This window comes from Chakrabartyella piscis (assembly GCA_030067835.1).
In the GTDB taxonomy this organism is placed as follows: Bacteria; Bacillota; Clostridia; order Lachnospirales; family Anaerotignaceae; genus Chakrabartyella; species Chakrabartyella piscis.
This window is the reverse complement of record CP092441.1, coordinates 173,040-198,794: the sequence shown is the minus strand read 5'-3', so window position 1 is coordinate 198,794 and position 25,755 is coordinate 173,040. Positions and strand designations below refer to the sequence as shown.

At 38.2% G+C, this 25,755-nt stretch carries 22 protein-coding genes and 1 tRNA gene; 4 read left to right on the top strand and 19 right to left on the bottom strand.

Annotated elements, in window-relative coordinates; translation table 11 throughout:
- Positions 1-26 precede the first annotated feature (26 nt).
- Positions 27-1,376, bottom strand: coding sequence for a putrescine aminotransferase (locus MJY40_RS01010; protein ID WP_317855231.1), 1,350 nt, complete (start codon positions 1,374-1,376; stop codon positions 27-29).
- Positions 1,377-1,699: 323 nt separating this feature from the next.
- Positions 1,700-2,449 carry a response regulator transcription factor gene (locus tag MJY40_RS01005; RefSeq protein ID WP_317855230.1) on the bottom strand — a complete coding sequence of 250 codons (750 nt, stop codon included), beginning with the start codon at positions 2,447-2,449 and terminating at the stop codon, positions 1,700-1,702.
- A gap of 497 nt (positions 2,450-2,946) precedes the next feature.
- Between MJY40_RS01005 and MJY40_RS01000 the strand changes: the two genes are divergently transcribed.
- Positions 2,947-4,296 (top strand): Na+/H+ antiporter NhaC family protein, encoded by a 1,350-nt coding sequence (locus tag MJY40_RS01000; protein ID WP_317855229.1) that lies wholly within the window; start codon positions 2,947-2,949, stop codon positions 4,294-4,296.
- A gap of 74 nt (positions 4,297-4,370) precedes the next feature.
- Positions 4,371-5,987: an amidohydrolase gene (locus MJY40_RS00995; RefSeq protein ID WP_317855228.1), complete on the top strand. Its 1,617-nt coding sequence runs from the start codon at positions 4,371-4,373 to the stop codon at positions 5,985-5,987.
- A 316-nt stretch (positions 5,988-6,303) separates the two neighbouring features.
- Here the strand turns inward: MJY40_RS00995 and MJY40_RS00990 are convergent, their stop codons facing one another.
- From MJY40_RS00990 to MJY40_RS00975, 4 genes are all read right to left on the bottom strand, one after another.
- Complete coding sequence (locus tag MJY40_RS00990) at positions 6,304-7,449, bottom strand: YkvI family membrane protein (RefSeq protein ID WP_317855227.1); 1,146 nt, start codon at positions 7,447-7,449, stop codon at positions 6,304-6,306.
- A 126-nt stretch (positions 7,450-7,575) separates the two neighbouring features.
- The gene (locus MJY40_RS00985) at positions 7,576-8,769 is read right to left on the bottom strand and encodes a CaiB/BaiF CoA transferase family protein (protein WP_317855226.1); all 1,194 of its coding nucleotides are present in this window, start codon (positions 8,767-8,769) and stop codon (positions 7,576-7,578) included.
- A 93-nt stretch (positions 8,770-8,862) separates the two neighbouring features.
- A complete protein-coding gene (locus tag MJY40_RS00980) occupies positions 8,863-9,252 on the bottom strand; it encodes a hotdog fold domain-containing protein (RefSeq protein WP_317855225.1) in 390 nt (129 codons plus the stop codon).
- 12 nt (positions 9,253-9,264) lie between these two features.
- Positions 9,265-9,753 (bottom strand): hotdog fold domain-containing protein, encoded by a 489-nt coding sequence (locus MJY40_RS00975; RefSeq protein WP_317855224.1) that lies wholly within the window; start codon positions 9,751-9,753, stop codon positions 9,265-9,267.
- Positions 9,754-10,285: 532 nt separating this feature from the next.
- On the opposite strand from MJY40_RS00975, the gene MJY40_RS00970 reads away from it, so the two are divergent.
- The gene (locus MJY40_RS00970) at positions 10,286-11,179 is read left to right on the top strand and encodes a MerR family transcriptional regulator (protein WP_317855223.1); all 894 of its coding nucleotides are present in this window, start codon (positions 10,286-10,288) and stop codon (positions 11,177-11,179) included.
- A gap of 152 nt (positions 11,180-11,331) precedes the next feature.
- Here MJY40_RS00970 and MJY40_RS00965 read toward each other — a convergent pair whose 3' ends face one another.
- From MJY40_RS00965 to MJY40_RS00905, 13 genes are all read right to left on the bottom strand, one after another.
- Positions 11,332-12,354 carry a sugar kinase gene (locus MJY40_RS00965; protein ID WP_317855222.1) on the bottom strand — a complete coding sequence of 341 codons (1,023 nt, stop codon included), beginning with the start codon at positions 12,352-12,354 and terminating at the stop codon, positions 11,332-11,334.
- Between the two features lie 23 nt (positions 12,355-12,377).
- Positions 12,378-13,022 (bottom strand): bifunctional 4-hydroxy-2-oxoglutarate aldolase/2-dehydro-3-deoxy-phosphogluconate aldolase, encoded by a 645-nt coding sequence (locus MJY40_RS00960; protein ID WP_317855221.1) that lies wholly within the window; start codon positions 13,020-13,022, stop codon positions 12,378-12,380.
- Complete coding sequence (locus tag MJY40_RS00955) at positions 12,994-13,701, bottom strand: FadR/GntR family transcriptional regulator (protein WP_317855220.1); 708 nt, start codon at positions 13,699-13,701, stop codon at positions 12,994-12,996. Before MJY40_RS00955 ends, MJY40_RS00960 begins: the two co-directional genes overlap by 29 nt.
- A gap of 39 nt (positions 13,702-13,740) precedes the next feature.
- Positions 13,741-14,973, bottom strand: coding sequence for a nickel pincer cofactor-dependent isomerase, group 22 (locus tag MJY40_RS00950; protein ID WP_317855219.1), 1,233 nt, complete (start codon positions 14,971-14,973; stop codon positions 13,741-13,743).
- Between the two features lies 1 nt (position 14,974).
- Positions 14,975-15,970, bottom strand: a complete 996-nt coding sequence (locus MJY40_RS00945) for a 2-dehydro-3-deoxygalactonokinase (RefSeq protein WP_317855218.1) — start codon at positions 15,968-15,970, stop codon at positions 14,975-14,977.
- Between the two features lie 6 nt (positions 15,971-15,976).
- The gene (locus MJY40_RS00940) at positions 15,977-16,654 is read right to left on the bottom strand and encodes an RraA family protein (RefSeq protein ID WP_317855217.1); all 678 of its coding nucleotides are present in this window, start codon (positions 16,652-16,654) and stop codon (positions 15,977-15,979) included.
- A 47-nt stretch (positions 16,655-16,701) separates the two neighbouring features.
- The gene (locus MJY40_RS00935; RefSeq protein WP_317855216.1) at positions 16,702-17,694 is read right to left on the bottom strand and encodes a C-terminal binding protein; all 993 of its coding nucleotides are present in this window, start codon (positions 17,692-17,694) and stop codon (positions 16,702-16,704) included.
- A 20-nt stretch (positions 17,695-17,714) separates the two neighbouring features.
- A complete protein-coding gene (locus MJY40_RS00930; RefSeq protein ID WP_317855215.1) occupies positions 17,715-19,001 on the bottom strand; it encodes a TRAP transporter large permease in 1,287 nt (428 codons plus the stop codon).
- Positions 19,001-19,489, bottom strand: coding sequence for a TRAP transporter small permease (locus MJY40_RS00925; RefSeq protein WP_317855214.1), 489 nt, complete (start codon positions 19,487-19,489; stop codon positions 19,001-19,003). Before MJY40_RS00925 ends, MJY40_RS00930 begins: the two co-directional genes overlap by 1 nt.
- 111 nt (positions 19,490-19,600) lie before the next feature.
- Positions 19,601-20,656: a DctP family TRAP transporter solute-binding subunit gene (locus MJY40_RS00920; protein WP_317855213.1), complete on the bottom strand. Its 1,056-nt coding sequence runs from the start codon at positions 20,654-20,656 to the stop codon at positions 19,601-19,603.
- A gap of 312 nt (positions 20,657-20,968) precedes the next feature.
- Entirely contained in the window at positions 20,969-22,165 is a 1,197-nt protein-coding gene (locus tag MJY40_RS00915) for a UxaA family hydrolase (RefSeq protein ID WP_317855212.1), read from the bottom strand.
- Between the two features lie 10 nt (positions 22,166-22,175).
- A complete protein-coding gene (locus MJY40_RS00910; RefSeq protein WP_317855211.1) occupies positions 22,176-22,460 on the bottom strand; it encodes a UxaA family hydrolase in 285 nt (94 codons plus the stop codon).
- 296 nt (positions 22,461-22,756) lie between these two features.
- A tRNA-Leu gene (locus MJY40_RS00905) sits at positions 22,757-22,839 on the bottom strand.
- Positions 22,840-23,920: 1,081 nt separating this feature from the next.
- Here MJY40_RS00905 and ade point away from each other — a divergent pair.
- Positions 23,921-25,639 (top strand): adenine deaminase, encoded by a 1,719-nt coding sequence (gene ade, locus MJY40_RS00900; protein ID WP_317855210.1) that lies wholly within the window; start codon positions 23,921-23,923, stop codon positions 25,637-25,639.
- Positions 25,640-25,755 lie beyond the last annotated feature (116 nt).

Genomic DNA, 25,755 nt, shown 5'->3' with positions numbered 1-25,755 from the left:
CACTTGAATTACATTGTATTCAATGATTACAAAGCTGCTCTTGTATCTGCCAAAGCTTCGTCCATGCTTTGGAGTACTGTTGCGATTTGTTCTTCTGTGATAACAGATGCTGGTTCAAAACGAACACATTTTGCATTAACCAAAGTACCTGCTGTGATGATTCTACGAGCAAACATACCTTTTGCAACTTCGTATCCGATTTCAGAAGTTCTGAATTCAACAGCCAACATCAAGCCAACACCACGCATATCATCAATCAAATCAGGATATTTTTCTTGCAATTTTGCAAGACCCACTTTGAACAATTCCCCTTTTCTAGCACATTCGCCAGGAATATCGTTGTCAATCATATATTTGATGGTTGCCAAAGCTGCAGAACAACAAACAGGGTTACCACCGAATGTTGGAGAACCCAACAACCAAGGATTGTCAACCAATTCATCTGTCCAGATATGTGGTCTACAAATCAAACCTGTGATTGGCATAACACCGCCACCAAATGCTTTACCATATGTCAAGATATCAGGCACAACGTCTTCTGTTTCACATCTCCACATTGCACCAGTTCTACCCATACCTGTTTGGATTTCATCAAAGATCAAAGCAATTTTGTATTCATCACAAATTGCACGAAGTTCTTTCAAATAGCCAGCTGGTGGAATGATGATACCTGCTTCACCTTGGATAGGTTCCACAATGATCCCTGCTACAGATTCCCCAACAGCAACCAAGTTTTTCACTGCTTTTCTTGCATCTGCTGCATTACCATATTCCACATGTTGTACTTGTTGTACCATTGGTGTATAAGGTGTACGATATGTATTTTTACCACCCATGGAAACAGCACCCATAGATTTACCATGGAACGCATTAACAGTGGAGATGAACCAACGACCACCAGTTGCAATTCTAGCCAATTTCAAAGCCATTTCATTTGCTTCTGCACCACCATTTGTGAAGAAACAATATTGCAAATCACCAGGTGTGATGTCAGAAACTGCTTTTGCCAAATAGCCACGAAGTGGATCCAACAATTCTTGGGAGTGAAGCGCTTGGTGACTCAATTGTGCTTTTACAGTATCCACAATATAGTCATTTCTATGTCCACATGTATAAATACCAAAACCACCCAAACAATCAATAAATTCTTCACCTGTTGCACTCACTACAACACTGTCATGATCTTCCCATTCCAACATAGCGGAGTTTGTGGAAACGGATTTACGATATTGCAACCAACCTGGGCTTACATAGTTATTGAAGTGATGAATGGTTTCTTGTGTCATCATTTCTTTGTCGCCTTCTGGCAATGCATCTGCATGGATATATCCCAATACTCTTTCCAACTCTTTACTTGTGTTTTCAAATTTTTTCATACTCATTTCCTCCTATTTGTTTGATTTTTCTCTACATATTCCAATCATTTCCACCCAGAAATGACCTATTTTAACTGCTTTAACGACCCCCATTGTTCGTTCGCTCTCCAATAGAATACCAAGACACCAATCTTAAATAGAAAAGGGACCAGATGAAGTACATCAGTATTGCTGATTCACTTTCCCTAGCCCCATTGCTTATATTTAGTATATCATTGTCAAAATACAATTACAATTCACCACAAATACCATTTTTCTACTTCTTTTGTGTAAGAATCTACTCCTTCGGTGTACAATTTCTCCACCCATATTTCATATATCACCTATGCATTTTCCTTAATCATCTTAAAGAGTTGTACCCTATTGTTGATATCCAACTTGCGATAGATATTCAAAATATGCTTCTTTAGGGTATTGTTTGTGATGACACTTTCTGCACAAATGGCTTCATTGCTCATACCCTTCATAATCAAAGTCAAAATTGCGGTTTCTCTTTTGGTCAAATCGTACTGTTCTGCTGCTGCTGCAATGGATATTTTATTGCTGACGTGTTTTTGCTTTTCTTTCTCCATATGCAAACGATATGCCAAATGTTCTTTCAATATCTCAATCAAAAAGATGTCTTTGTATTGAAAATCAGGTTTGCCAACATTTCTATAGAAGGTGATAACGCCCAAAAATTGACCATTATATGCCAAAATCAATTGCAATGCATGGTGCCAACCATTGGCTGCATATACCTTTTTATAATATTGTGTTTCCACACGTTTTTCTTCAGAAACAATGTCACTTTCACGATACACCATACAACGACCTGTGTCCAAAATACCACCGCTATAATCCAACATTTCATATTTTTGTGAAAAATCCAAGTCGCAATTGTACCCCACTCGTGAAGCCAACGCCAAACCACGTTTTCCTTTGGATAAGTGAAACTCTGCACTATCAAAATCCATGAGGCTTTTTACAGCTTCCAAAAACTCTTTTCTCATGGTCAAAAAATTCAAGTCTGTGTGTACTTTATAAATGATATTATTCAATATCAGAATATGATTGTTTTCCAGTGCGTTCACAATACCCCTCCTTTTTCCTACAGAATTCATCTACATTTTATTCACTTCTCTATAATTTAACATATTCATTTTTTTACGTCAAGAATATAATACAGTACATACGCCACTTTTTCTATTCACACGAAACTTTTATTCCATTTTCTTCCTTATATTTCGTTTTGGTATACAAAAGAAGTAGAAAAATGGTATTTTGGGTGAATTGTAATTATATGGCAAAGCTGTTATTCTATTGATAAGCAAAGGGGCTATAAGAGTAAATCAAATAAGATTGATGTACTTTTTAGCCCCTTTTATTTTTCAATTCCGACTGTACATCCACCCATTCACGTGTACCAGACACCAATCTCATCACTTGTTTTTGTATAATCGGAATTCACACAATTGCACTGTTTTTTCAGTATTCATCAACGAGGAGGATGGATAGATGGCATTCAAAATAGCAGTCTTTATTTCATAACTATCATCAGAACTACTTAGAGCAAAGGGGGATTTGTTTTATGGAAGCAACATATGGTTTGATTAGTTTATTACCCGTAGCGGTTGTTATTATTTGTGCAATTATCACGAAGCGAGCAGCAGAATCTTTGATTATAGGTACCTTAGTGGGTGCAATTTTAATTGCTGGTGGCGGCTTTTGGGCAACATGGTTTGAATATGTTTTGGTGGAAATAGGCGATTCTGCTTATTACATTTTGATGTTTGGTACATTTGGTGCTCTGATTCGACTGTTAGACTCCTCTGGTGCTGCCATGGGCTTTGCAGATATTGGTGCAAAGTTTGCAAATAGCAGAAAAAAAACTATGCTTTTCACTTGGGTTTTGGGTATCATCATCTTCGTTGAAGATTATTTGAATGCTCTTGGCGTTGGTGTTGCCATGAAATCTTTGACAGACAAATGGAAAATCTCAAGAGAAATGTTGGCGTTCATCACAAACTCCACAGGTGCTGCTGTTTGTGTTTTGGTTCCTTGGTCTTCTTGGGGTGTTTTGTATGCTTCCCAAATCGATTCCGTTGGTATCTTGGATATGACTGGATTCCAAGCATATGTAAGTTCCATTCCGTATATGCTTTATGCATGGATCGCTGTTATCGTTGTTCCCCTTCTTTGTTGTGGTATCATTCCATTATTTGGGCCTATGAAGTTGGCAGAAGAACGTGTACTCGCTTCTGGCAAAGTGTTCCCTGAAGCATATTATGAAGGAGATGGCGTTACCGAACTTGCTGGCAAACAAAAAGCACATGCAATCAATTTCATTCTTCCTATGTTGATTCTTGTTGTTCTTGCAATTGTAACAGAAGATATTACATTCTCTGTTATCATCGCAATCGTTCTTCTCATCGTGATGTTACTTGCACAAAAACGTATCACCATAGGCAAAGCATGTGATGAAATTGTGGAAGGATTCAAAGATATGCTTTATGTAACTATGTTGGTTTTGCTTGCTTTTGTATTGAGCGATTTCAACGATGCTTTGGGTCTTACACCTTATGTAATCGAAAGCGTTACACCAATTTTGAGCCCTGCTCTTTTCCCTGTAATCGTATTCCTCGTTGTTGCTGCTCTTGCATTCTGTACAGGTAGCTTCTGGGGTGTTGCAGCAATTTGTTTCCCAATTATTCTTCCACTTGCAGTTGCAATGGGTGTCAATCCTTTGATCGCAATTGGTACTGTAGCTGCGGGTACATCCTTCGGTAGCCACGCTTGCTTCTATAGTGATGCTGTAACCGTAACTTGTGCTGCAACTGGTTTGAAAAATATCGATTATGCAAAAACTTCTATTCCACTCATTATGATTCCATTCGTTTTGGGTACTCTTGCATACTTGATTTTAGGGTTTGTAGCGTAGTAAAATACATATATATTCTAAATTATTCTTTTGTATATTGTACAATCGTATCCAAATAGGGAGGTATTCCATTTATGAAAGCGGATTTGATTTTAGAAAGTAATTTGATATTTGATAGTGTACAAGATGTTCCTTTTGCTGGCTTTGTGGCAGTCAAAGACAATAAAATTTTGGCTGTTTCTTCCAATCCAGAAGAAAAACAAAACTATATGGATGAAACCACAAAAGTGATGTCCTATGAAGATAAGTTGATTATGCCTGCATTCTTTGATAGTCACGTACATCTGGTTTTGGCTGGTATGTTCAAAACATTTGTGGATTTGGGGCATTTGAAATCTGAAGAAGATTGTGCAAAATTCTGCTATGACTATGCGCAAGCAAACCCTGTGGATGGTTGGTTGATTGGGTTCAACTGGTATCATTTCAAATGGGACAATAGATGTTTGCCAACAAGAGAATCCTTGGACAAATACTTCCCTGATACACCTGTTGTTTTGCTCAGTTCCGAAGCACATAGCGCTTGGGTCAACACAAAAGCACTTGAAATTTGTGGCATTACAAAAGATACAGAAAATCCTTTCAGTGGCGTCATTGAACGTTATGAAAATGGTGAGCCAACTGGGTTCTTGGACGAAAGTGCAATTTCTCTTGTAACACCATATGCCTTCCAATTCACCAAAGAACAAGAAAAAACCTTTATGAAAAACTTCGAAGCTGCAACATTACCTTTGGGTATCACTTCCATCATTGACGTAAAACCATACTTTGGTTGTGACTTAGGCTCCATGGAAATTTTGGAAGAAATGGAACAAGACAAAGAGTTGCATATGCGTGTCCATGGTGCTTCTGACTTGTTTGGCGATTTGGATTTGGCAGCAGAAATGAGCAAAAAATACCACACTGAAAAAATTCGTTACAATCTTTTGAAACAATTTGTGGATGGTGTTATGCCAACACACACCGCTCTTATGACAGAAGATTATAGCGATGCTCCTGGCGAAAAAGGATTCTCCTTAAGTGAATTGTCCTTATTTGAATCCGCTGTAGAAGAAGGTCACAAACGTGGCTTGTCCATCAAAATCCATGCTGTTGGAGACCAAGCAGTGCATCTTGTTTTGGATTGGTATGAAAATGCAATTGATAAATTTGGCGATACCAAAGCACGTCATGCAATTGAACATTGTGAAGCTGTTTTGGCTGATGATTTTGCTCGTTTTGGCAAATTGGGAGTCATTCCTTCCATGCAACCTGAACATATGGGTATCACTCCAGTTTGGGATGAAGACCCTTATCGTATTGTTATGGGTCCTGATAGAATTGATATGGCATTCCCTCTCAAGAGTCTTTTGGAAGGTGCTGGCATCATGGCTTTGGGTAGCGATTGTCCAGTTGTTGACAACAACCCATTCTTGGAAATCCACCGTGGTTTCTGCCGTTTGCATGATGACTTGCAACCAGAAGGTGGTTGGGGTCCAGATCAAAAATTGACAATGGCTGAACTCTTGAAAAACTACACATATGGCCCTGCTTTCTCTGTCAGTCGTGAAGATGAATTGGGTACATTGGAAGTTGGCAAATTGGCTGATATCGTTGTTATTGATGGCGATTTGTTCCATATGAGTTTCCAAGAAATTAGAGAAGCTTCTATTTTGACCACCATTATGGATGGCGAAGTGGTATATGAAAAATAAAATGATGTAATTGCAATAGGGTGGATTCATTTCCACTCTATTTTTTTATTTCTGTTACCTGTTTCTACCTATTAAATAACTCTTGCATCTACCCCTTATCCAGACACACAAAAAGAGCATGGAACCCATGCTCTCTTTGCTTAATTTATATCTCCCAACTCAAGATAACGAGACCTAATATATATCATCTTAGGTAGGGGCGGATGCCCACATCCGCCCGCAACGAGGTCGTGCTATAAACGGGTCGATGTAGGCATCGACCCCTACGCTATCATATCAAGCCCTTTTATCTTTAATTGGGACATTTATATTGGGATTAGTTGAATAAATCATCAGGAATAGGAGCCAATGCATTTTCATCTCCAGTTTCCTTTATAATTTTTCTTGTTTTGATTTGTTTGATGAGCATACCAATCATAACGATCCAAGCAACATAACCAGCAGCTGGATACAAAATGTTCATCAAAGCAGCAAATGGAAGTTGACCAACCAAGAAAGCGATTACAGTCAAAATCAATACCAAAGGTTTGAATCTCTTATCCTTTTCATCTGGAACGATTTTATTGGCTGCCACCCAAAGCAAAGGAATGGAGGTGGAATAGATACCAATAACCAAAACGATAGAGAAGAAAGAACCAATTGCTGGAGAAATCATGTTTGTGATGGTGAGTGTTGGAGCTGCTTTGTCATATACTTCACCAATGTTTGCAAGAACACCAAATGCAACCAAAGCCACACAAATGTTGAACGCCATAGCGCCAGCAAAACCACCCCAAAGAGCTTCTTTTCTGTTTGCAGCTTTTGGACCCAATCCAGCAAAGAATGGTACCAACATCATCATACCAAGGGATGGTGCATTGATTGCAGATACCAACCAATGAGGTGTTGCATAATATTGGATTTCAATGCTATCCAATACTTCAGCAGAATTCGCCAAACCATCAGGATTCAAAACAACCCCTGCAACCCCAACTACAATTGCAAAGATAATGATGATTGGTCCAATTTTGGAAATAACCGTTAAAATCTTATCCAAGCCCATCAATACTGTCACCGCAACAATTACAGCCATACCAACACGACCAACTTGTTGATGGATACCGTAATATTCAGACAAGATAGAACCAGCACCAGAAATCATAACTGCAAGCATAGCGTATAAGAAAAATGCCGTAAATATTTCAAATACAGTACCCAATTTTTTACCACAGTAATATCTGAAGATTTTATTGGTATCTGTCAATTTTAACTTTCTACCATCTTCCATCAAGACAGTGGAAAACCATACATACAATAATGTTGCCACTACCAAAGCAGAAATCATTGGCCAAAGACCGAAACAAGAATAATATTGCAAACATTCTTGACCTGAAGCAAACCCAGAACCAACCATATATGCAACAACAGCCCCTGCATACATCATAGATCTTGCAAACAAACCACTACTTTTCTTCTCTTCCATAGGATACCCCTTTCTTTCCATTCATCATCAATAAAAAAGGATGGTGTGGAATAAAACACACTTCTTTTAAACCTCCCATCCCCATTGATGCAACTATATTATCCTTTTATGTCACACACTGTAAAATTAGATAACACCTTTTTCTTCCAGTGCTTTCAAATCTTCTTCTTTCAATCCCAACATAGTGGAATATACATCCAAGTTATCTTCTCCAATTTCAGGAGCACATTTTGTGGGTGCATCCACTTGACCATCCATTTTGATTGGACACCCAGGAATTTTGATACTTTGTTCCATTGCTGGCTGATAAACTTCCCAAAGCATATTTCTTTCTGCAATGACCGGATGTTCCACCACTTGTTGCATATTGAGAATAGGACCACATGGCATTCCAGCTTCCACCAAAAGTGCTTCCACTTCTGCCACAGTTCTTTGCATGGACCATTCTTCGATAATGGCTTTGACTTCATCAGGATGCTCACAACGTACTCGATTGCTTGCATAACGAGGATCCTCCAAAACATCTTCTCTACCCATCAATTTGCAAAGACCTGCAAACATTTTGTTGGAACCACAAGCCATAACATATTCCCCATCTTTTGCTTTGAAGGAATCAAATGGTGTCAAACCAACATCTCGGTTGCCCGCTTTTGTTGCAATGGTACCATCAACAGTATACATTACAACAGCAGATTCCAAAACAGAGAACATGGTATCCACCATAGAAACATCCAAACGCTGACCTTCACCTGTCATCGCTTTTTGGTATAACGCCATTGTAATACCAAGACTCAAATACGTACCAGAGTAGTTATCTGCAATGGATGGACCTGGTTTGAGTTGTGGACCATCTGGCATACCTGTGAAACTCATGATACCACTGAAACCTGCTGCAACAATGTCATAACAAGGACGTTTTGCATAGGAACTTGTACGTCCAAATCCAGAAATGGAAGCATAAATCAATTGTGGATTGACTTTTTTCAATTCTTCATAGCCAAGCCCCATTTTTTCCATTGTACCAACTTTGAAGTTTTCACAAACTACATCTGCTTCTTTGACCATTTTTTTGAAAATTTCTGCACCTTCTGGTGTGTTGATATCCAAAGAAATCCCCTTTTTGTTACGATTGATATACGCATAATAAGCACTACAATCCTTTTTGAATGGACCCCATTGTCTACTTTGATCTCCAATGCCTGGACGTTCTATTTTGATGACTTCAGCACCATTGTCTGCCAAGTGCATGGTACAAAATGGACCACTATATGCTTGTGTCAAATCCAAAACACGTACACCTTCCAAAGCTTTTTTACTCATTTGCATATCCTCCCATCTATCCTACGCCTACCACACGCAAGATTGATTGCATGCGAGGGTACTTACGTCAATATCTATACTTTTTGATGTGATTTATACTGCAAACGCTGGATCTTGAGGACCTCTTTGACAATCTTTAGGGATAATCAAAATACCAGTTGCATATCCACAAAGTTCAGGTTCTGGCAAAATTTCTGTTGCTGTCATAATTTTGTATGCTTCAAATTTTACTTTATAAGATGTATTTCCTTTTTTCTCCAACCAAGCGTGATATTCCATCAAATCACCAATGTATACAGGTGCTGTGAAACGTACTTCATCGTATCCAAGGAACAAACTTCCATCTCCATCGGTTCTAACACAAACTTCTGTGCCCAAATCACCGAAAAATTCCATCATTTTACCTGCATAAATCAAACCAGTAGCCGCATCGCCTGCAGGTCCGTGCATTACTGTTTTATGTATTGCTTTTGCTCCATTCATCTGACTACCTCCTTATTCTTCAACCGTTTCTACTGCGAACGCTGGGTCTTGTGGACCTTTTTGTTTGTCTGCTGCAACCACTACAATACCAGTAGCAGAGCCAATGAGCACAGGTGGATTTAACACCAACATAGCAGAATCAGGCAAACCCAAAAGATTTGGTTCTTCTGTTGCAAATGCATCCAAGAATTTACGTTTGTCTTTGAAATCATCAGGTGTTGTCAAAATTTTGTATGCTTCAAATTGTACAACATAAGAAGTATTGTTTTTCTTTTCAATCCATGCATGATATTCCACAAAATCACTTACGTGAACAGGAACATTGAAACGAATTTTGTCATAACCCAAAAGCATACCAGGATCGCCTTCAGCACGACGCATCAACTCAACAGATAAATCGTCAAACATGTGCAACATTTTTGCACCACTAATCAATGTGGAAGCGTAATGACCATCTGGTCCATGCATCATCACTCTGTGAACTATTTTTTTGCCAATCATTTCCATTCCTCCTTCATCGTTACCTATCATCATTTGGTTTGATAAAGAAAATGGTTCCACCTCGCAATGGGGGTCATAACAGATGGACATTTGTCTTTATTTACCTTTATTATAGGAGTTCTCACAATTGGAATGTCAATATATCCCATTTGATTTTTTTATAACTTTTTTCTTTTTGATTTACAACTCTTTACATCAACTGCAATAAAATATCCTCCAATGTAGAATGTTGCAAAATTCTGATTTTTTGTTTGTTTTTACTTTTTCCATCAAAATAGGTGCTTTTTCGTATCAGAAAACACTCGTTTTTTGACAATTTCAAACCTTCCACCTATGGTACTGTTTATTTCTTTTGTAAAAAAAATATTTCTCTGCATTTTGCAACTCTCCATAAAAATCAATTCATATTATGCAAATATGCTTTATGCTAAAATCCATTAAATTCCCATAAAATTCCTATTGTTTATGTTTACAAACATACTTTTCTTCTGGTATACTATTGAATAATTAAATGCAGAAAGGAGCCATTTATATGCAAATCAAGGATCATTTCCCCATTGGACAAGTTGCCAAAATGTGTCACATCAACCCCAAAACCTTGCGTTATTATGATCGCATCGGTCTTGTTGTACCATCTTATAAAAATGCAGAAACCGGATATCGTTACTATACCCAAGAAGATATTTTTGCTATAGTTATTGTTAAAAAGCTACAATCTTTGGAATTTAGTCTGAAAGATATCGTTTCTTTGTTCCAAGAAGAAGATTTGCATACATACAAAACCTCCATCACGCAAAAAATCAAAGATTTGGAAAATAAGATTCTCTCTTTACAAATGATCGCTGCTGATGGCATCACTATGTTGGATAAAATTGCATTGCTCCATTCTCTTGATGAAACACCCCCCGTTGACCAACCTGAAGACCATTTGGTAACAGGCATGTATAACATCCAAGTAGAAGAGGTTCCTGAACAAACTATGCTTTCCATTGTCAAAGAAGTTCCTGCCTATTCCAATTCCAAATTTTCTGTTGGTCGTTGGCTAGAAGTCATTGAGCTTGCAAAAAAAGAACAGCTGAAAGCAGCTGGTTCTATCACTTTAACCTATCACACCAAACAAGCTATGGGACAATTCTTTGAATCCAAATGCCTCTTAGAGGTAGCTCTGCCCATTGATCCAAGTCACAAGTCTACCTACAAGCATATTAGCACTGTACCAGCTCACAAAGCCGTTACCTTCTTATATTGTGGTGACTATAAGTTCTATTCCAATTTTATGAACGTACACGCAAGTGCACTGCAATGGATTGATGCACATGGCTACAAAATCAATGGCTATGTTTCCGAAGAATATATACTATCGCCAATGGATTTCAAAAACGTTGGTACATACATTACAAAAATTTATTTCCCAATTGAGGAATAAACATCTCCTTGCATCAAAGCAGAAACTACAAATACAATGCAATTGAAATCTAACTGTTCCATACCAATTTTATACCATGCAAAAAACGCCTAGACACAAAGTCCAAGCGTTCTTTTAGGGTAGGGTATATTCAGAAAATGTATCAACTATTTTTATCTTTGTACACGACCACTGGCATCTCCACCAGCCAATTTTTCCACTTCTGGGATGGTCACCAAGTTGAAATCGCCTTCGATGGTTTGTTTCAAGCAAGATGCTGCCACTGCAAATTCGATTTGTTGTTGTGGTGTTTTATCGCTCATAAGCGCATACACCAAGCCACCGCCAAAGCTATCGCCACCACCAACTCTATCTACAATTTGGATGGTATAGTTTTTGGAGAAATAGCATTCCCCATCAGAATAAAGCATGCCAGCCCATTCATTGACACTTGCAGAAATGGAACCACGCAAAGTGATTGCCACTTTTTTGAACCCAAATCTGTCCACCAATTTTTGTGCCACTTCTTTATAACCTTCATGGGACAATTTGCCTGTTGTAACATCTGTACCTTCAGATTTGATACCAAATACATCAGAAGCATCCTCTTCATTGGAGATACAAACATCCACATATGGCATCAATTTTGCCATAGTTTCGCCAGCTGCTTCTCTGCTCCAAAGGTTACTTCTATAGTTCAAGTCACAGGAAACAGTGATACCCATTTCGTGTGCTGTTTTGGCTGCATCCAATGTTGCTTGTGCTGCTTCTGCTGACAATGCTGGTGTAATTCCTGTGAAATGGAACCATTCTGCACCTGCAAAAATCTTTTTCCAGTCATATTTTGCTGGATCATACAATGCAATTGCACTGTATTTTCGATCGTAAATGACTTTACTTGGACGTTGAGAAGCTCCTTTTTCCAAGTACAAAACACCAATTCTATCGCCATCACGAATGATATCAGATGTATTCACACCAAATTTTCTTAAGCCATTGACAGTCATTTGGCCAATTTCATGTTTTGGCAAAACAGTCACATAATGTGCATCCATGCCATAGTTTGCAAGGGACAAAGCCACATTGGCTTCACCACCAGCGTAGGAAGTTGCAAAATGATCTGCTTGTACAAATTTACCATAGCCATCTGGGTTCAAACGCAACATGATTTCCCCAAAAGTTACCACTTTTCTCATATCAAATTCCTCCTAATGATTCATTACATTGCAGCAATTGCATCCATATATTCTTTTGCTGCTGCTGTAATTTTATCAAATTCGCCATTTTCAATGGCAGAAACATTCACCAAATTACCACCAATGCCTACACCCACAACGCCAATATCCATAAACTCTTTTACATTTTCTGAATTTACGCCACCAACAGCCATAAATGGAATGTGGTTGAGTGGTCCCATAAGGGCTTTGATATATCCTTTGCCCAAGTTTCCTGCCGGGAACAACTTCACAACATCAGCACCATATTCATATGCAAGAGCTGCTTCTGTAGGTGTCAATGCACCTGGAATGGAAAGCAGACCCAATTTCTTTGTTTCACGTATCACAGATTCAGAAACATTTGGCGAAATGATATATTCTGCACCACAATCACATGCTTCTTTTACGGTTTCAGCTGTCATAACTGTTCCAACACCCAAACCAATGGAGTCACCAAAGTGACTTTTGATTATCTTTAAGCTGACCAATGTATCTTCATATTTTTCTCTACTCTTTTGGTCAAATGTAATTTCTACAGCATGGATACCACCATCTTTCAGCGCTTGTACTGTATCCAAAATATATTTTGAGGAAACCCCTCTGACAATAGCAACAACCTTATGTTGCAATAACTCCTCCAACTTCATCTTTATTCCTCCCTCTATTCTTTTCAAAATCACCTATTGCTGCTTCGATATGTCTTTTCATAAACAAAGAAGCCACTTCCACATCTTTTTCACGTATGTATTTCAATAGCAAACCGTGGTATGCGATACCAACATCTGGCCCTATTGTGTTATATAAGCTCTTTTGATGATTTTCCAAAATATCCACAAGTAAATCGTTTACTTTTTCTACAAAAAAATTATTACTTCCCTTTGCCAATGTTCTATGGAATGCAAAATCCGCTTTATAGAACTGTTCTACATCTCCAACATTCGCTTTCATATCTGCATAGGACTGTTCCAAAAGTGCCATATGCTCCTCTGTATAGTTGTATATAAACAACTCAACTGTTGCAGGTTCCAGTGCTTTACGAAACTCTAAAATTTGCATAACTTCATCTTCTGTCAAAGATAAAATCGACATACCCAGTGGAATATCGCTGACCCTTTCTACAAAGGTACCTGATCCTTGTACCTTACGCAACACACCCATTCCAGAAAGCCTTTCAACTGCATTTCTCAGTGCAATTCGGCTGACTCCAATGTTTTGCACCAAAACGTCTTCTGTCCAAATCTTTTCGCCTTGTTGCCACTCACCAGCTTTAATCTTGTCCAAAATAAAATCAAAAGCCACTTCTTTCGCATTGTTATTGTATGGCATTTTATCCCCTCCTATATACTTTGTTTTTATTAAAGTATATCATGATTTTCCATAAACTCCACACATTATTGCAGGTGATACAAAAATTTCGTCTAATTCCAATGTATTTTTGATACGCACTATGCGTAAATTTTGTTTATTTTGATTGGCACAAATTTTCATTGCAACTTTAATGGCTTCTTCTTCTGTATTTAAAATAATCGGCAAACGTGAAGGTGCTAAAATCCCTGCTGTGATAGAGTTTGTGTACATCAGTCCCAAATCAATTTTTTTGACACAGGCAATTGTCGTAATATCTGCCATACCTAAGCCAGCACCATTTCCATGGCTGACCTCAGTCAAATCCAAAATCACAACTTGGTCAATGTCAATGTTTGTAAAGCCTTCCTTCAAAAAAGATCCTGGTCTTCCTGTTACATTTGGGTCCATACCTTCACCGCTGATGTTTTTACCGATTTCATCTATGATCAACACATCAATTGCATCAATTCCAATGGTTGCCACATTTTTCTTTGCAATTTTCAGCAACTCTTTTTCTCTACTAATTAAATGTTCTGGTTTGACCACTTCAATGATACAAGGTTTGTCATATGAATTTTCTACAATACCCACACCACATAATATAGGTACATTCTCTAAAAATACCTTTGCACCATCTTCTATAATATGTTTGAACTGTGAAAATCCTTGTTTATGAAAGGTCATTGCTCCTTTGTGTTTGCCTAAGCCTATGCACATCATTTTACATAAGCCACTTTCCACATCACCTTTGAAATCTGCATGTGGTTTGATTTTATTGACCACTACAATTCCATCGCTTTGGAATGCAATTCGATCGCAATATACATTCATTGTTTCATATAGCTTTCCAACAACCACAGTTTCCATGGAAGACTTCACTGGAATCCCTGTAGATGCTTCACCCATGCCCAATTGTTCCACCATTTCTTTTTGTGTTTCTGCCTTTGCGCCAGCATGACTTCCCATAGATGGAACCACAAAAGGATTGCCACCTTTGCTGCGAATATATGCACCAACTGTCTTGATGATGGTTGTAATGCCTGTAATTCCTCTACTTCCAGCAGTGATACAAATGGATTTTTCTTTGAAATCATATCCACTAAAGTTACTTTCCATTTGATCCCAAACCACTTGTTCAATATCTTCAATTTTCTCTGTTGGAAATTCTCTTTTCACTGAAGACAAAGGTGGTATTTCCAAATCGTCCAATAAATCGCCAAATGTAATATCAATTGTATCTTGAAATAGCATCCTATTCACCTTCCATAATTAGAAATGCACCAATAGCCGACAAATGTTCTTCTTCTACAAATTCCAACTGTTGCACCTGATCAAAGCAACCTTCATATTGCAAAATATCCATAAATGCAGATTTCAAAGGTTCTTTGCCAGAAACAACCACAACCGTTTTCTGATCTATCTGCAAAGCACAACTGTTTTGGATTGCAACAATATCACTTTGCAAAACAGCCCCCAAGATATAGTTTGCAGATTTCATTGCACTTTCATCAATAAAACGATTGATGATTCTAGCTGAAAAAATAGATCTGGATAAGCCCACTTTCTTTGCTGTTTCATAGCCCAACAAAACCAATTCTCGGTCATAATCTACAAAATCCACAAAATTCTGATTGACTGCACTGGAAATGATGGTATTCTTCGTAATACAAGACAAAAGTTCTCCTGCCATTGTGGTGGCACATCCTGTAATCTTTCCATTTTCATCTACTTTTACAAGCTTGGTATGGGAACCAGGAAGAATCAAAACATATGCTTGGTTTCTTGGCAATTGTGACAAAACTGCAATCGCTTCCACTTCTTCACCACGCATGATATCTATTTCTTCCACGGTATCCAAGGAAATGTCATCCACTTTATTTTTGATTCCTGGTATAAAGGAAATGGGAATATCTATTACATCTTCTAGCATCACTTGCTTAACCCCATTTTTCAAATCTTTCAATCCAACTGGTGCAACCAAATGATCCAATTCGTATAAACCCATATCTGAAGTAATCATACCCGAAGCAAAAATCTGTTTGATGTCACTCTTCATGATTGCATTATTTGCAAGGATCTCTTCAATACCCATACGCACAGCCTGTTGTAACCTTTTATTGTTGCCATCAATAGCTGTATCTTTTACGCCAACTGCCGACTTATATGTGTCCAAAACAACACCTGTATCATTCAAAAGTCTAACCCTTGTGTTTGTTGTACCACTATCAATGGCAACATAATAGTTCATATTTCATCAAATCCTTCCAAATTTACGCAATAGATCATCCACCTTTGCACCCTTTAAAATTTCTTCTCTGGATGCAATTTCTTTGTCTGCTTGTTCCCTTGCAATTGGGTATACTTTTGCCAAATCTGCATATGGAACAACAGAAACGCCAATCTCATCTGCTACAACCAAATCTCCAGGATTGACTACAATGCCACCACACACAATTGGCACATTGATTTCAATGGGGTCTTTTCTACCAGAAGTTGCTGTATGTGCTGCTCTTGGACAAACCACTTTTGAAGTGATGGGGAATCCCAACATTTTAGATTCATCGGTATCTCTACAGCTACCATCAATAACAGCCCCTACAATGCCTTCGTTTCTTGCCAAACCAGACATCAAACCACCCCAAATGGAAGTATTTTCTTCTCCAAAGGCATCAATTACAATGACATCACCTGGTTTTGCCACATCGAAAACATCCAAACAATCTACAATATCTCCAGCAGTCAATTTCACTGTGATTGCAGGTCCAATGATTTTTTTATCTGCTGCTCTTGGTTTCATATCTGGACGCATAACACCTTCTCTTTCCATTGCATCTGTAATGATACAAGACAAAGACAGCACATCCTCCATATCTCTATATGGTTTGATTAGGGTTTCATCAATTTCTGGTCTAGGGTTAATGATTTTCTTCATAATGGAATCCTCCTATTGTTCAATTCATTCTCATTTTCTGTTGATATTTATGCCTTTGGTCTTGGTTTCACCAAATTCATTGGTCTTTCACCCAAAAGTACCGCCTTTACATTTTCTGCTGCAACGTGTCTACATTCATCCAATGCTTGTTTGCTGACATAAGCAGAATGTGGTGTAAAGATACAGTTGTCCAGTGTAAAGAGTGGATTTTGTTCAGGTGTCCAGTTTTCAATTTTCATAGGTTCTTCTTCTGGATCATCCAAAGCTGCACCAGCCAATTTGCCTGCTTTCAAAGCTTCATAAAGTGCTTGGTTGTCCACACATTTCCCTCTGGAAACACACACCAAATATGCAGATTCCTTCATCAAATCCAATACTTCTGCATTGATGATGTGATGCGTTTCTTGCATATAAGGTGACATAACATTGATGATATCAGCAGTTTTGAAAATGGTTTCTTTTTCTACTTTACGCACGCCACAAGAGTTCATGAAACTTTCAGATACATATGGATCGTATGCAATGACTTCAAAGCCAAAAGCAATCAATTTCTTTGCCAAGTTTTGGGCAATTCTGCCAAAGCTAACCAAACCATAAACAGCTCCTCTATATCTAGGAATGGGTGCTTGCCAATCTTCCCATCTATAGCTACCAGATCTGATTTTTTTATCATAAAAAGGAATGCTCTTCATCAACATAAAGGAAAGGGAAATTGCATGGTCTGCCACTTCATCCAAACAATAATCAGGTACATTGGTTGCCACCATCCCATTGTCATAACAAGCATCCACATCCAAAATATCCACACCAATACCATATCGAGCAATGATTTTACAATTGTTCAATTTTTCAATGGTCGGTCTATAGATTTTGGCATATTGTTGGATAATCGCATCTGCATCATGTGCCAATTCTGCCAAATGTTCACCTGTCTTGCATTGTAGTCCAATGACTTCTGCGCCAATGGGTTCCAACACACTTTTTTCAATAGACAAATCTTTATAATCGTAATCACTTACATATACTTTAAATTTACTCATCTTCTCCACCTCAACTCAACTCAACTTTGTAATACCATTCTAGGCAACCATAATGAAATTTCTGGAATAAATGTAATCATAAGCATCAAGATACCAATGACAATGAAGTATGGCATAATGGCTTTTGTAACTTTTTCAATTGGCAATCCACTGACCCCACTTGCAACAAACAGATTGACACCCAATGGTGGTGTACAGAATCCAACTGCCAAGTTTACTGTCATAATTACCCCAAACAATACAGGATCTACGCCTACACTTGAAACTACAGGCAACAGAATTGGAGTCAAAATGATAATGGATGCAATTGTTTCCATAAACATACCAACAAACAGCAAGAATACATTGATGATCAACAAAATGATGATTTTGTTATCTGAAATCCCAAGCATAAATGCAGCAATGTTGTTTGGTACTTGTTGCAATGTCAACAATCTGCCGAATGTAGATGCAAATGCAACCAACCCGAGACAAGTTGCTGTTGTTCCAGAAGATTTGATCATGGTTTGTCCAACTGCTTTCCAAGTCAAATCTTTATAGATGAATAATCCTACAACCAAAGCATAACCAACTGCAATTGCTGCTGCTTCTGTTGGTGAGAAAAATCCACCATAAATCCCACCCAATACAATGACTGGACCCAACAATGCGAAGATGGCATCCTTGAATGTGGAACCTACTTTCTTCCATTCAAATTTATGTTCAGGTGCTTCAAAACCAGAACGTGCATATAAGATTCTTGCAACAATAATGAACCCTATGGCAAATAGCAATCCTGGTACAACCCCCGCAATAAACAATTCACTTACAGATTCTTCAGCAGAAATCCCATACATAACAAAGGGAATACTTGGAGGAATCATAACCCCGATCATACCAGAAGCAGCAGAAAGTGCTGTTCCATACTCTTTGGAATATCCTCTTTTTTCCATTTCAGGAATAACATTGCTACCAATCGCAGCTACTGTAGCTGGACCAGAACCAGAAATTGCTGCAAAGAATGTAGAAGCAATAACTGTTACATATGCCAAGTTTGCTTTTACAGAACCCATCAACGCTTCTACAAACAAAATCAAACGTTTGGACAAACCACCTGTATACATCAAATCACCAGCAAGAATGAACAACGGAATTGCCAACAATGGATAAGATTTAACAGCAGTTACAATGGAACGTACTTGGAATAGCAAAGAGGATGTTTCGTATAGCAAAATAGTAAGGGTTGATGACAAGCACAAAGAAATCGCTATCGGCATACCCAATAGAATCATAACCAATAAACAAACGAATAAAAATATTGCATCCATTATACGACATCTCCTTTCCTAATTTGTTTGATTTGCACCACCAAATTTTGTATGATGCGGAATATGCTCAATGCAAGCCCAATGGGTGCACATAGGTAAAAGCTCCACATTGGGTAACTGATGAGCAACCCTGTTTTGCCCACTACAGAACCATCATTCAAAAGCACAACACCGTAATATAACAAAACCACAAATCCAAATATAATCACAAAATTGATGACTGTTTCCAAAACCAAGCTCACTTTTTTGGGAAAATGCATGGTCAAAGCCGTTACACGCACATGGCTATTTTCTTTGAAGCCCAAGCTGATTGCAAACCATACAAACCACACAAAGATAAACAAAACAGCTTCAGAAGCCCATGGAATCGCATTCTTCATTACAAAACGCATGAAAATATTGACAATCATGAACCCAATGATAATGGAAAATAAAATTACACACATATATTTCTCAAGATTTTCATCTAAAAATTTTAAAATTTTCAAACTGTTCACCTCCAACTTATGAAAAAACCAAAGCCGCCTTGTCTGGGTAATACAAACAAATTAAGGGCAACTTTGGTTTTTCTATCACTTTGTCATTTACTCATTGATTCCTTATGAAACTGCTTCAATTGCTGCAATAAATTCGTAGTATACGTCTTCGCCAAGGTCGCCTTTATATTGATCCAATGTAGGTTGTGCAGAATCGATAAACGCTTGTTTTTCTTCATCTGTCAATACAATAACTTCACAAGGATATGTGGTGCTGGAACCGATTTCTTCCAATTGACCTGCTTCTTCTGCTTCTACCAATTCCAATTGATATGCATATGCAGATTCCATAGCATCAGACATAATTGCTTGTTCTTCTGCTGACAAGGAATTCCAGTAATCCATTTGCATTACAGGTACATATGTTGTATATACATGTCCTGACAATGTCAAGTAGCTTTGTACTTCGTTGAATTTTTGTGCATGGATATGAGCAATTGGGTTTTCTTGTCCATCAAATACTTTTGTACTCAAATTTGTGTACAATTCAGCAAATGGTGAACCTTCAGCAGAACAACCAAGGCTGTTCCAATATGTAACGTGAGCAGCTACTTCCATAGTTCTCAATTTCAAACCATCCATATCTTCAGGTGTTCTAATTGCCACTTTACTATTGGTAATGTGTCTCAAACCATTTTCCAAGTATCCCATGCCATAAAGACCAGAATCTTGCAATGCCAACAATTGTTGATCGCCCCATTCGCCATCCAAAGTTGCAATTGCAGCTTCTCTTGAAGGGAATACATATGGCAACTCAATCAATGCCATAGTTGGAGCTTCATCTGTCAAGAAGGAAGATGGTGGAATTGCCATTGTAATATCTCCTGTTTTTACAGATTCGATCATTTCTGTGTCATTACCAAATTGAGAAGATGGATAGATGGTAATGTCAAACATACCTGTTGCTTCCAATGTTTCTTCAAATTGCAATAATGCTCTATGCATATGATAAGATTCACTTGCACCATGTGCGATGGTAATTTTTTTAACTTCTCCTGTGGATTCTACTGCTGCACTAGAAGATGCATCGCTGCTTGTTGCTGTTTCAGATGAACTTGAGCACCCTGCCATAGATACTAACATTGTTGCCATTAAGAATACTGCCAAATACTTTTTCATAACTAACGTCCTCCATTCATAGTATGTTTATACTTACCCGCCTATATTTCTCCTTGCATTCATAATATGTTATCAATTCCATTTTGTCAATAAATTATTATAATTTAATTAGTTTTCGGTATATTTGTACAGTTTTACATGCTTTCTCTTGTAATTTATTACTATAGCAAGTTTATAATTTTAGTATTCATATTATCTTTTGTCATTATTTCCATATTTTCCCTCTATGATTTATGTCATGTATTCTCATGATTGCACATAAAAAAGCGGCCACCCTAAGATAACCGCTTCCACATTATTTTGCCAATTCCATTACATCAACAATCCAATTGCATACACTTGCAACATTTCTTGGTAATCGCCAACAACTTGTTCATTTACAGGTTCTTCGCCACCTGCCACTGCAATGATCTTTTCAAACAATTTTCTGCCCAATTCTTGAATGGACTCTTCGCCTGTGATGACACTGCCTGTATAAATATCAAAATCATCTTTCACATCTACTTCTGCTGGACTACCAAGCACTTTCAATGTTGGCAATGCATGAAAACCAGAACTATGAGAAGGCAAACCTCTAAATCTTGCAGGCAATCCGCCACCCATGGTAAAAATCCCCACTTGAGATCCAACCATAAATCCGCCTAAGAACAAAGGTGCTGATGTACTGGAACCATCCATAAAGTACACACCTGTACCCTTTGGTGCTTCACCATATTGCAAAACATCTTGCAGTGGAGTTGTTCCACTTTTGGAAACTGCACCCAAAGATTTTTCTTCTATGGTTGTCAATCCATTTTGAATATTGCCTTGATTTGGCTCAGAACCCAAAATATCCACACCAGCATCTGCAATTTTTCGCAACATATCCGCAGAAACCGCATCGATTTTCTTTTTCACTTCTTCAGAGACACTCTTGTCTTTCAAAATCTGTTGCGCACCCAATATTTCAGCCGTTTCCGAGAAAATTGCTGTTCCACCATGTTGCACCAACAAATCCATAGCAGCACCTACCACCGGATTATTGGAAATCAATGACATTGTGCCAGATGCACTGCATTTGATACTGATGATCAATTTACCAACATCACAAGGTTCTCTTGTAAATGCATCTGCTTTTGCTTTCAGCTCTTGTAATTTTGCAATTCCTGTTGCAATCAACGTATCGTAATCGCCTTCTTTGTCAATGGAAACAAAATCCACAGGCTTCCCAGTTTTTTGAATCTCATCCACAATTGGTTGTGCACACATTGGTTCACAGCCAATTCCAACAACCAAAACAGCACCTACATTTGGATTTTTTCCAATGCCAATTACCGTTTCCTGACCAATTCTTCTATCTTCACCAACTCGTATACAGGCGTGATTGTGTAGCATGGGTATCGCCCCTACCACGCCATCTGCAATTTTTTTTGCCATGGCATTTGCACAATCAATTGTAGGCAATACAACAGTATAGTTTCGAGTTCCCACAGTGCCATCTGCTCTCAAATAACCTTGAAATTCCATCATTTCGCCTCCTTTATTTTTTTCCCACAAGACTTCGCATATTGTGAATATGTACTTGCTGACCCGTTTCGATTTTTTGAACAGAAACACCGATACATGCACCAAATTTCACAATTGCATCCCCTTCTTCAATTGTTTGCAAACTGATTTTGTGCATATAAGAAATATCTTCTATTGCCAAAACACTGCCGATTGCAACAAACTCTTGATCCACCACAAGAATTTCCTCGCCACAAGGCACATCTGCCAAAACCGTTGCCACATTGTCCTTTGCTGCCAAAACGATACACCTTTTCACATTACCCCTCCTTCACACGTTTCATGTCTGATTGGTTTCATAATTAACAAAAAGGCTATGGAGTTGCTGTTTTCACTGTGCAACCACTCCATTTCCTTACTTTCTACACGCCCTTGTACCAAAAGAAACACAGTAGTAAATGGAATTTTTCATACAAAAAAAAGCGCAGTTTCCCTATATCTATACATTCTATATATCAACAATATCTGCACTCAATTTCTCTTCTTCATTCAGTTTTTCAAACCAAAAACGCCTTCGTGATTGGCAAATCATATCCTTTCAAATTGCATTTATAATGCGGATGGTGGGACTTGAACCCACACGAGGTCACCCCCGCCAGATTTTGAGTCTGGTGCGTCTGCCATTCCGCCACATCCGCTTGGCTGATTATTTGGGTATAGTATCACATTTCAATAATTGCGTCAATTACTTTTTCACTCAGAATATAGAAAACATATTTTCAATTCACTCCAAGAACCATTTCTGTTTCATAAAAATTTCATAGTTTTATTTGCCTGAGACCACTTGATTTTTGCATTTATTTATACATATTCATGCAAAGAATTATTCAATATAGACTGCTCACTCAGAACCACAAAGAATCCCCCTCAAAAACCATTAAATGCACATATCATTCAAGCAACAAACATAAAAATAGCAAATTCACATATCTTTTTCTATATATTTCCATACAAAATCGAGATATTTATGAAAATTTTTCTCATAAATATTTCCATCTCACTTGCAACTTAGTATACGCAATTCACAAAAACGTATATTTATACATACAGACAAATCTTGACAAAAAGTCTATTCCCGTTGTCAAATCACCCTCTTTCTCTCGTGATAAAATTGACATTTCATAATATATATTACCACTTTGTATTATCAACAACCCAGACAAGCGGGTTACTTCCATAGAAGTAAAAACAAAGAAATTGATATAGTTGTAGATGTTAATAAAAGGAAGTCACCTATGCACTAGCTTTTTCTCTGTACTACTCCACCAGCATATACTATCTACAAGCAAATATGCTGAAGTTATTCAGATTGAACCAGATCGGTGCTCCAAGCGTGCCATGTAGGGGCGTCCCTATGTGGACGCCCATTGGTATGCCACCATCAAAGAAATGACGAAAAAGTTTGGGGTTTAAGTCCACAGTGCATACGATTGTCACCAAATAGAAGGGTTGGGTAAGCTTAGTGGTGGAATGATATAGGAAAAGCCTAGAAATCAAGGGTTTAGCAACATTGAAAATGATATAAAAACACAGAAAACACCTTTTATCAAGAGACAAACCGCATCTCATCTATTTTGATACTAGATGTTTTTATATAGATAGGAAAAAACATTGTAAAATTTCTCCAAGTCCATGCGTTTTCTATGGACATCACGTATAATTGCGTGTATAATTGCCTGTAATATCAATATTTTATCACAATTTAGAGAGGTTACTCTTATGTCTACAACAAAAAATAATACATACGATTCCATAGAAAAAAAACAAATTATTTCCACAGCAACAGGCAAAATATGTGCAGATTTGGTGTTCAAACATGCAACCTATGTCAATGTATTTTCTGGTGAGCTTTGCACTTCGGACATTGCCATTTCCGGACAAACCATCGTTGGTATGGGCAGTTATCATGGCTTGCAAGAAATAGACTGCACAGGCAAAATCCTATTGCCTGGTTTTTTGGATGGACACATTCATTTGGAAAGTTCTCTCGTTTCACCAACAGAATTTGCAAAAGCAGTTATCCCGCATGGCACAACAACCGTTGTCACCGACCCCCATGAAATTGCAAATGTAATGGGAACAAGTGGCATTTCTTATATGCTAGAAGCCACAGAAGGATTGCCTTTGGATGTCAACTTTATGTTGCCCTCTTGTGTTCCTGCAACGCCTTTGGATGAATCTGGTGCTGTTTTATATGCAGAAGATTTGCTTCCATTTTACAAGGAAAAACGTGTTTTGGGTTTGGCAGAAATGATGGATTATATCAGCATTTTAGATGGCGAAAACCATGTGATAGATAAAATCACAGATGCAACTGCATTTGGCAAGCAGATTGATGGACATGCTCCCGCAATTTCTGGCAACGATTTGAATGGCTATGTTGCAGCAGGCATTGGCTCCGACCACGAATGTGATTCCTTTGAAAGTGCTTTGGAAAAACTTCGTCTAGGGCAATATATTATGATTCGAGAAGGCACAGCAGCACAAAATTTGGAAGCATTGATGCCTCTTTTGCAAGAACAATATGCCAGCAGATGTATGTTCTGTACTGACGATAAACACCCCAGTGATTTATTGGAAAAAGGTCATATGGATTATATCATCAAAAAAGCAATTGCTTTGGGTGCGAATCCCATCACAGCCATCCAAGTGGCAACACACAATTGTGCTCAATATTTCAAATTGGACAAAAAAGGTGCCATTGCTCCTGGATACGACGCAGATTTGGTACTGATTGATTCCTTTGAACACTTCCAAATCCAAAGTGTCTATCAAAAAGGAAACTTGGTATATGATGGCAACGAAATTGTGCCATTTGCAAAACCTATCATTTCCCAAGAATTGACGAATCAAGCACACGATACCTTCCATGTAAAACCCCTTACAACCGATGATTTTATGACAGAAAACCCTTGTGGCATCATTGGTTTGGTGGCAAAGGAAATTGTTTCCACCAACGAAGGTTTGGCAACTGCAATCGATTTGACACAAGATATTTTGAAAGTGGCTGTTGTGGAACGTCACAAAATGACAGGTCACATTGGTATTGGATACTTGAAAGGCTATGGTTTACAATCTGGCGCAGTTGCAACCAGTGTTGCACACGATTCCCATAACATCATTGTGGTGGGAACCAACGAATGCGATATGGCATTTGCTGTACAAAAAATCATAGAAAACAAAGGTGGCATTGTGGTTGTAGAAAAGGAATCTGTCCTTGCAGAATTGCCCCTGTCCATTGCAGGGCTTATGAGCGAAGCACCTCTTTCTGAAGTGAATGCACTTTTGGAAGCTGCCAAAGACAAAGCCATTGAACTGGGTGTATCTAAGAGCATTGATCCATTTATGACACTGTCCTTTATGAGTTTGCCTGTAATTCCAACCCTGAGACTCACCACAAAAGGTGTGTTTGATGTGACCACACAAAAATATATTTGAACTACACGGGCGCATCGTGATACGCCCCTACAAGAACCAAAATAGGAATATTGGTTCCATTCCAATCCCATTATCCACTACCCCGTAGGGAACGGTCTTGACCGTTCCGCCATACA

What these genes read in the sequence shown, in the direction of transcription:
- MJY40_RS00975 (WP_317855224.1), bottom strand. Translation starts at nt 9,753, where the DNA reads ATGATTGGCAAAAAAATAGTTCACAGAGTGATGATGCATGGACCAGAT.
- MJY40_RS00950 (WP_317855219.1), bottom strand. Translation starts at nt 14,973, where the DNA reads ATGCTATTTCAAGATACAATTGATATTACATTTGGCGATTTATTGGAC.
- ade (WP_317855210.1), top strand. Translation starts at nt 23,921, where the DNA reads ATGTCTACAACAAAAAATAATACATACGATTCCATAGAAAAAAAACAA.
- MJY40_RS00920 (WP_317855213.1), bottom strand. Translation starts at nt 20,656, where the DNA reads ATGAAAAAGTATTTGGCAGTATTCTTAATGGCAACAATGTTAGTATCT.
- MJY40_RS00940 (WP_317855217.1), bottom strand. Translation starts at nt 16,654, where the DNA reads ATGAAGAAAATCATTAACCCTAGACCAGAAATTGATGAAACCCTAATC.
- MJY40_RS00965 (WP_317855222.1), bottom strand. Translation starts at nt 12,354, where the DNA reads ATGAGAAAAGTGGTAACTTTTGGGGAAATCATGTTGCGTTTGAACCCA.
- MJY40_RS00960 (WP_317855221.1), bottom strand. Translation starts at nt 13,022, where the DNA reads ATGAAGTTGGAGGAGTTATTGCAACATAAGGTTGTTGCTATTGTCAGA.
- MJY40_RS00935 (WP_317855216.1), bottom strand. Translation starts at nt 17,694, where the DNA reads ATGAGTAAATTTAAAGTATATGTAAGTGATTACGATTATAAAGATTTG.
- MJY40_RS00990 (WP_317855227.1), bottom strand. Translation starts at nt 7,449, where the DNA reads ATGGAAGAGAAGAAAAGTAGTGGTTTGTTTGCAAGATCTATGATGTAT.
- MJY40_RS00995 (WP_317855228.1), top strand. Translation starts at nt 4,371, where the DNA reads ATGAAAGCGGATTTGATTTTAGAAAGTAATTTGATATTTGATAGTGTA.
- MJY40_RS00985 (WP_317855226.1), bottom strand. Translation starts at nt 8,769, where the DNA reads ATGAGTAAAAAAGCTTTGGAAGGTGTACGTGTTTTGGATTTGACACAA.
- MJY40_RS00980 (WP_317855225.1), bottom strand. Translation starts at nt 9,252, where the DNA reads ATGAATGGAGCAAAAGCAATACATAAAACAGTAATGCACGGACCTGCA.
- MJY40_RS01000 (WP_317855229.1), top strand. Translation starts at nt 2,947, where the DNA reads ATGGAAGCAACATATGGTTTGATTAGTTTATTACCCGTAGCGGTTGTT.
- MJY40_RS01010 (WP_317855231.1), bottom strand. Translation starts at nt 1,376, where the DNA reads ATGAAAAAATTTGAAAACACAAGTAAAGAGTTGGAAAGAGTATTGGGA.
- MJY40_RS00915 (WP_317855212.1), bottom strand. Translation starts at nt 22,165, where the DNA reads ATGATGGAATTTCAAGGTTATTTGAGAGCAGATGGCACTGTGGGAACT.
- MJY40_RS00970 (WP_317855223.1), top strand. Translation starts at nt 10,286, where the DNA reads ATGCAAATCAAGGATCATTTCCCCATTGGACAAGTTGCCAAAATGTGT.
- MJY40_RS00945 (WP_317855218.1), bottom strand. Translation starts at nt 15,970, where the DNA reads ATGAACTATTATGTTGCCATTGATAGTGGTACAACAAACACAAGGGTT.
- MJY40_RS00930 (WP_317855215.1), bottom strand. Translation starts at nt 19,001, where the DNA reads ATGGATGCAATATTTTTATTCGTTTGTTTATTGGTTATGATTCTATTG.
- MJY40_RS00955 (WP_317855220.1), bottom strand. Translation starts at nt 13,701, where the DNA reads ATGCCATACAATAACAATGCGAAAGAAGTGGCTTTTGATTTTATTTTG.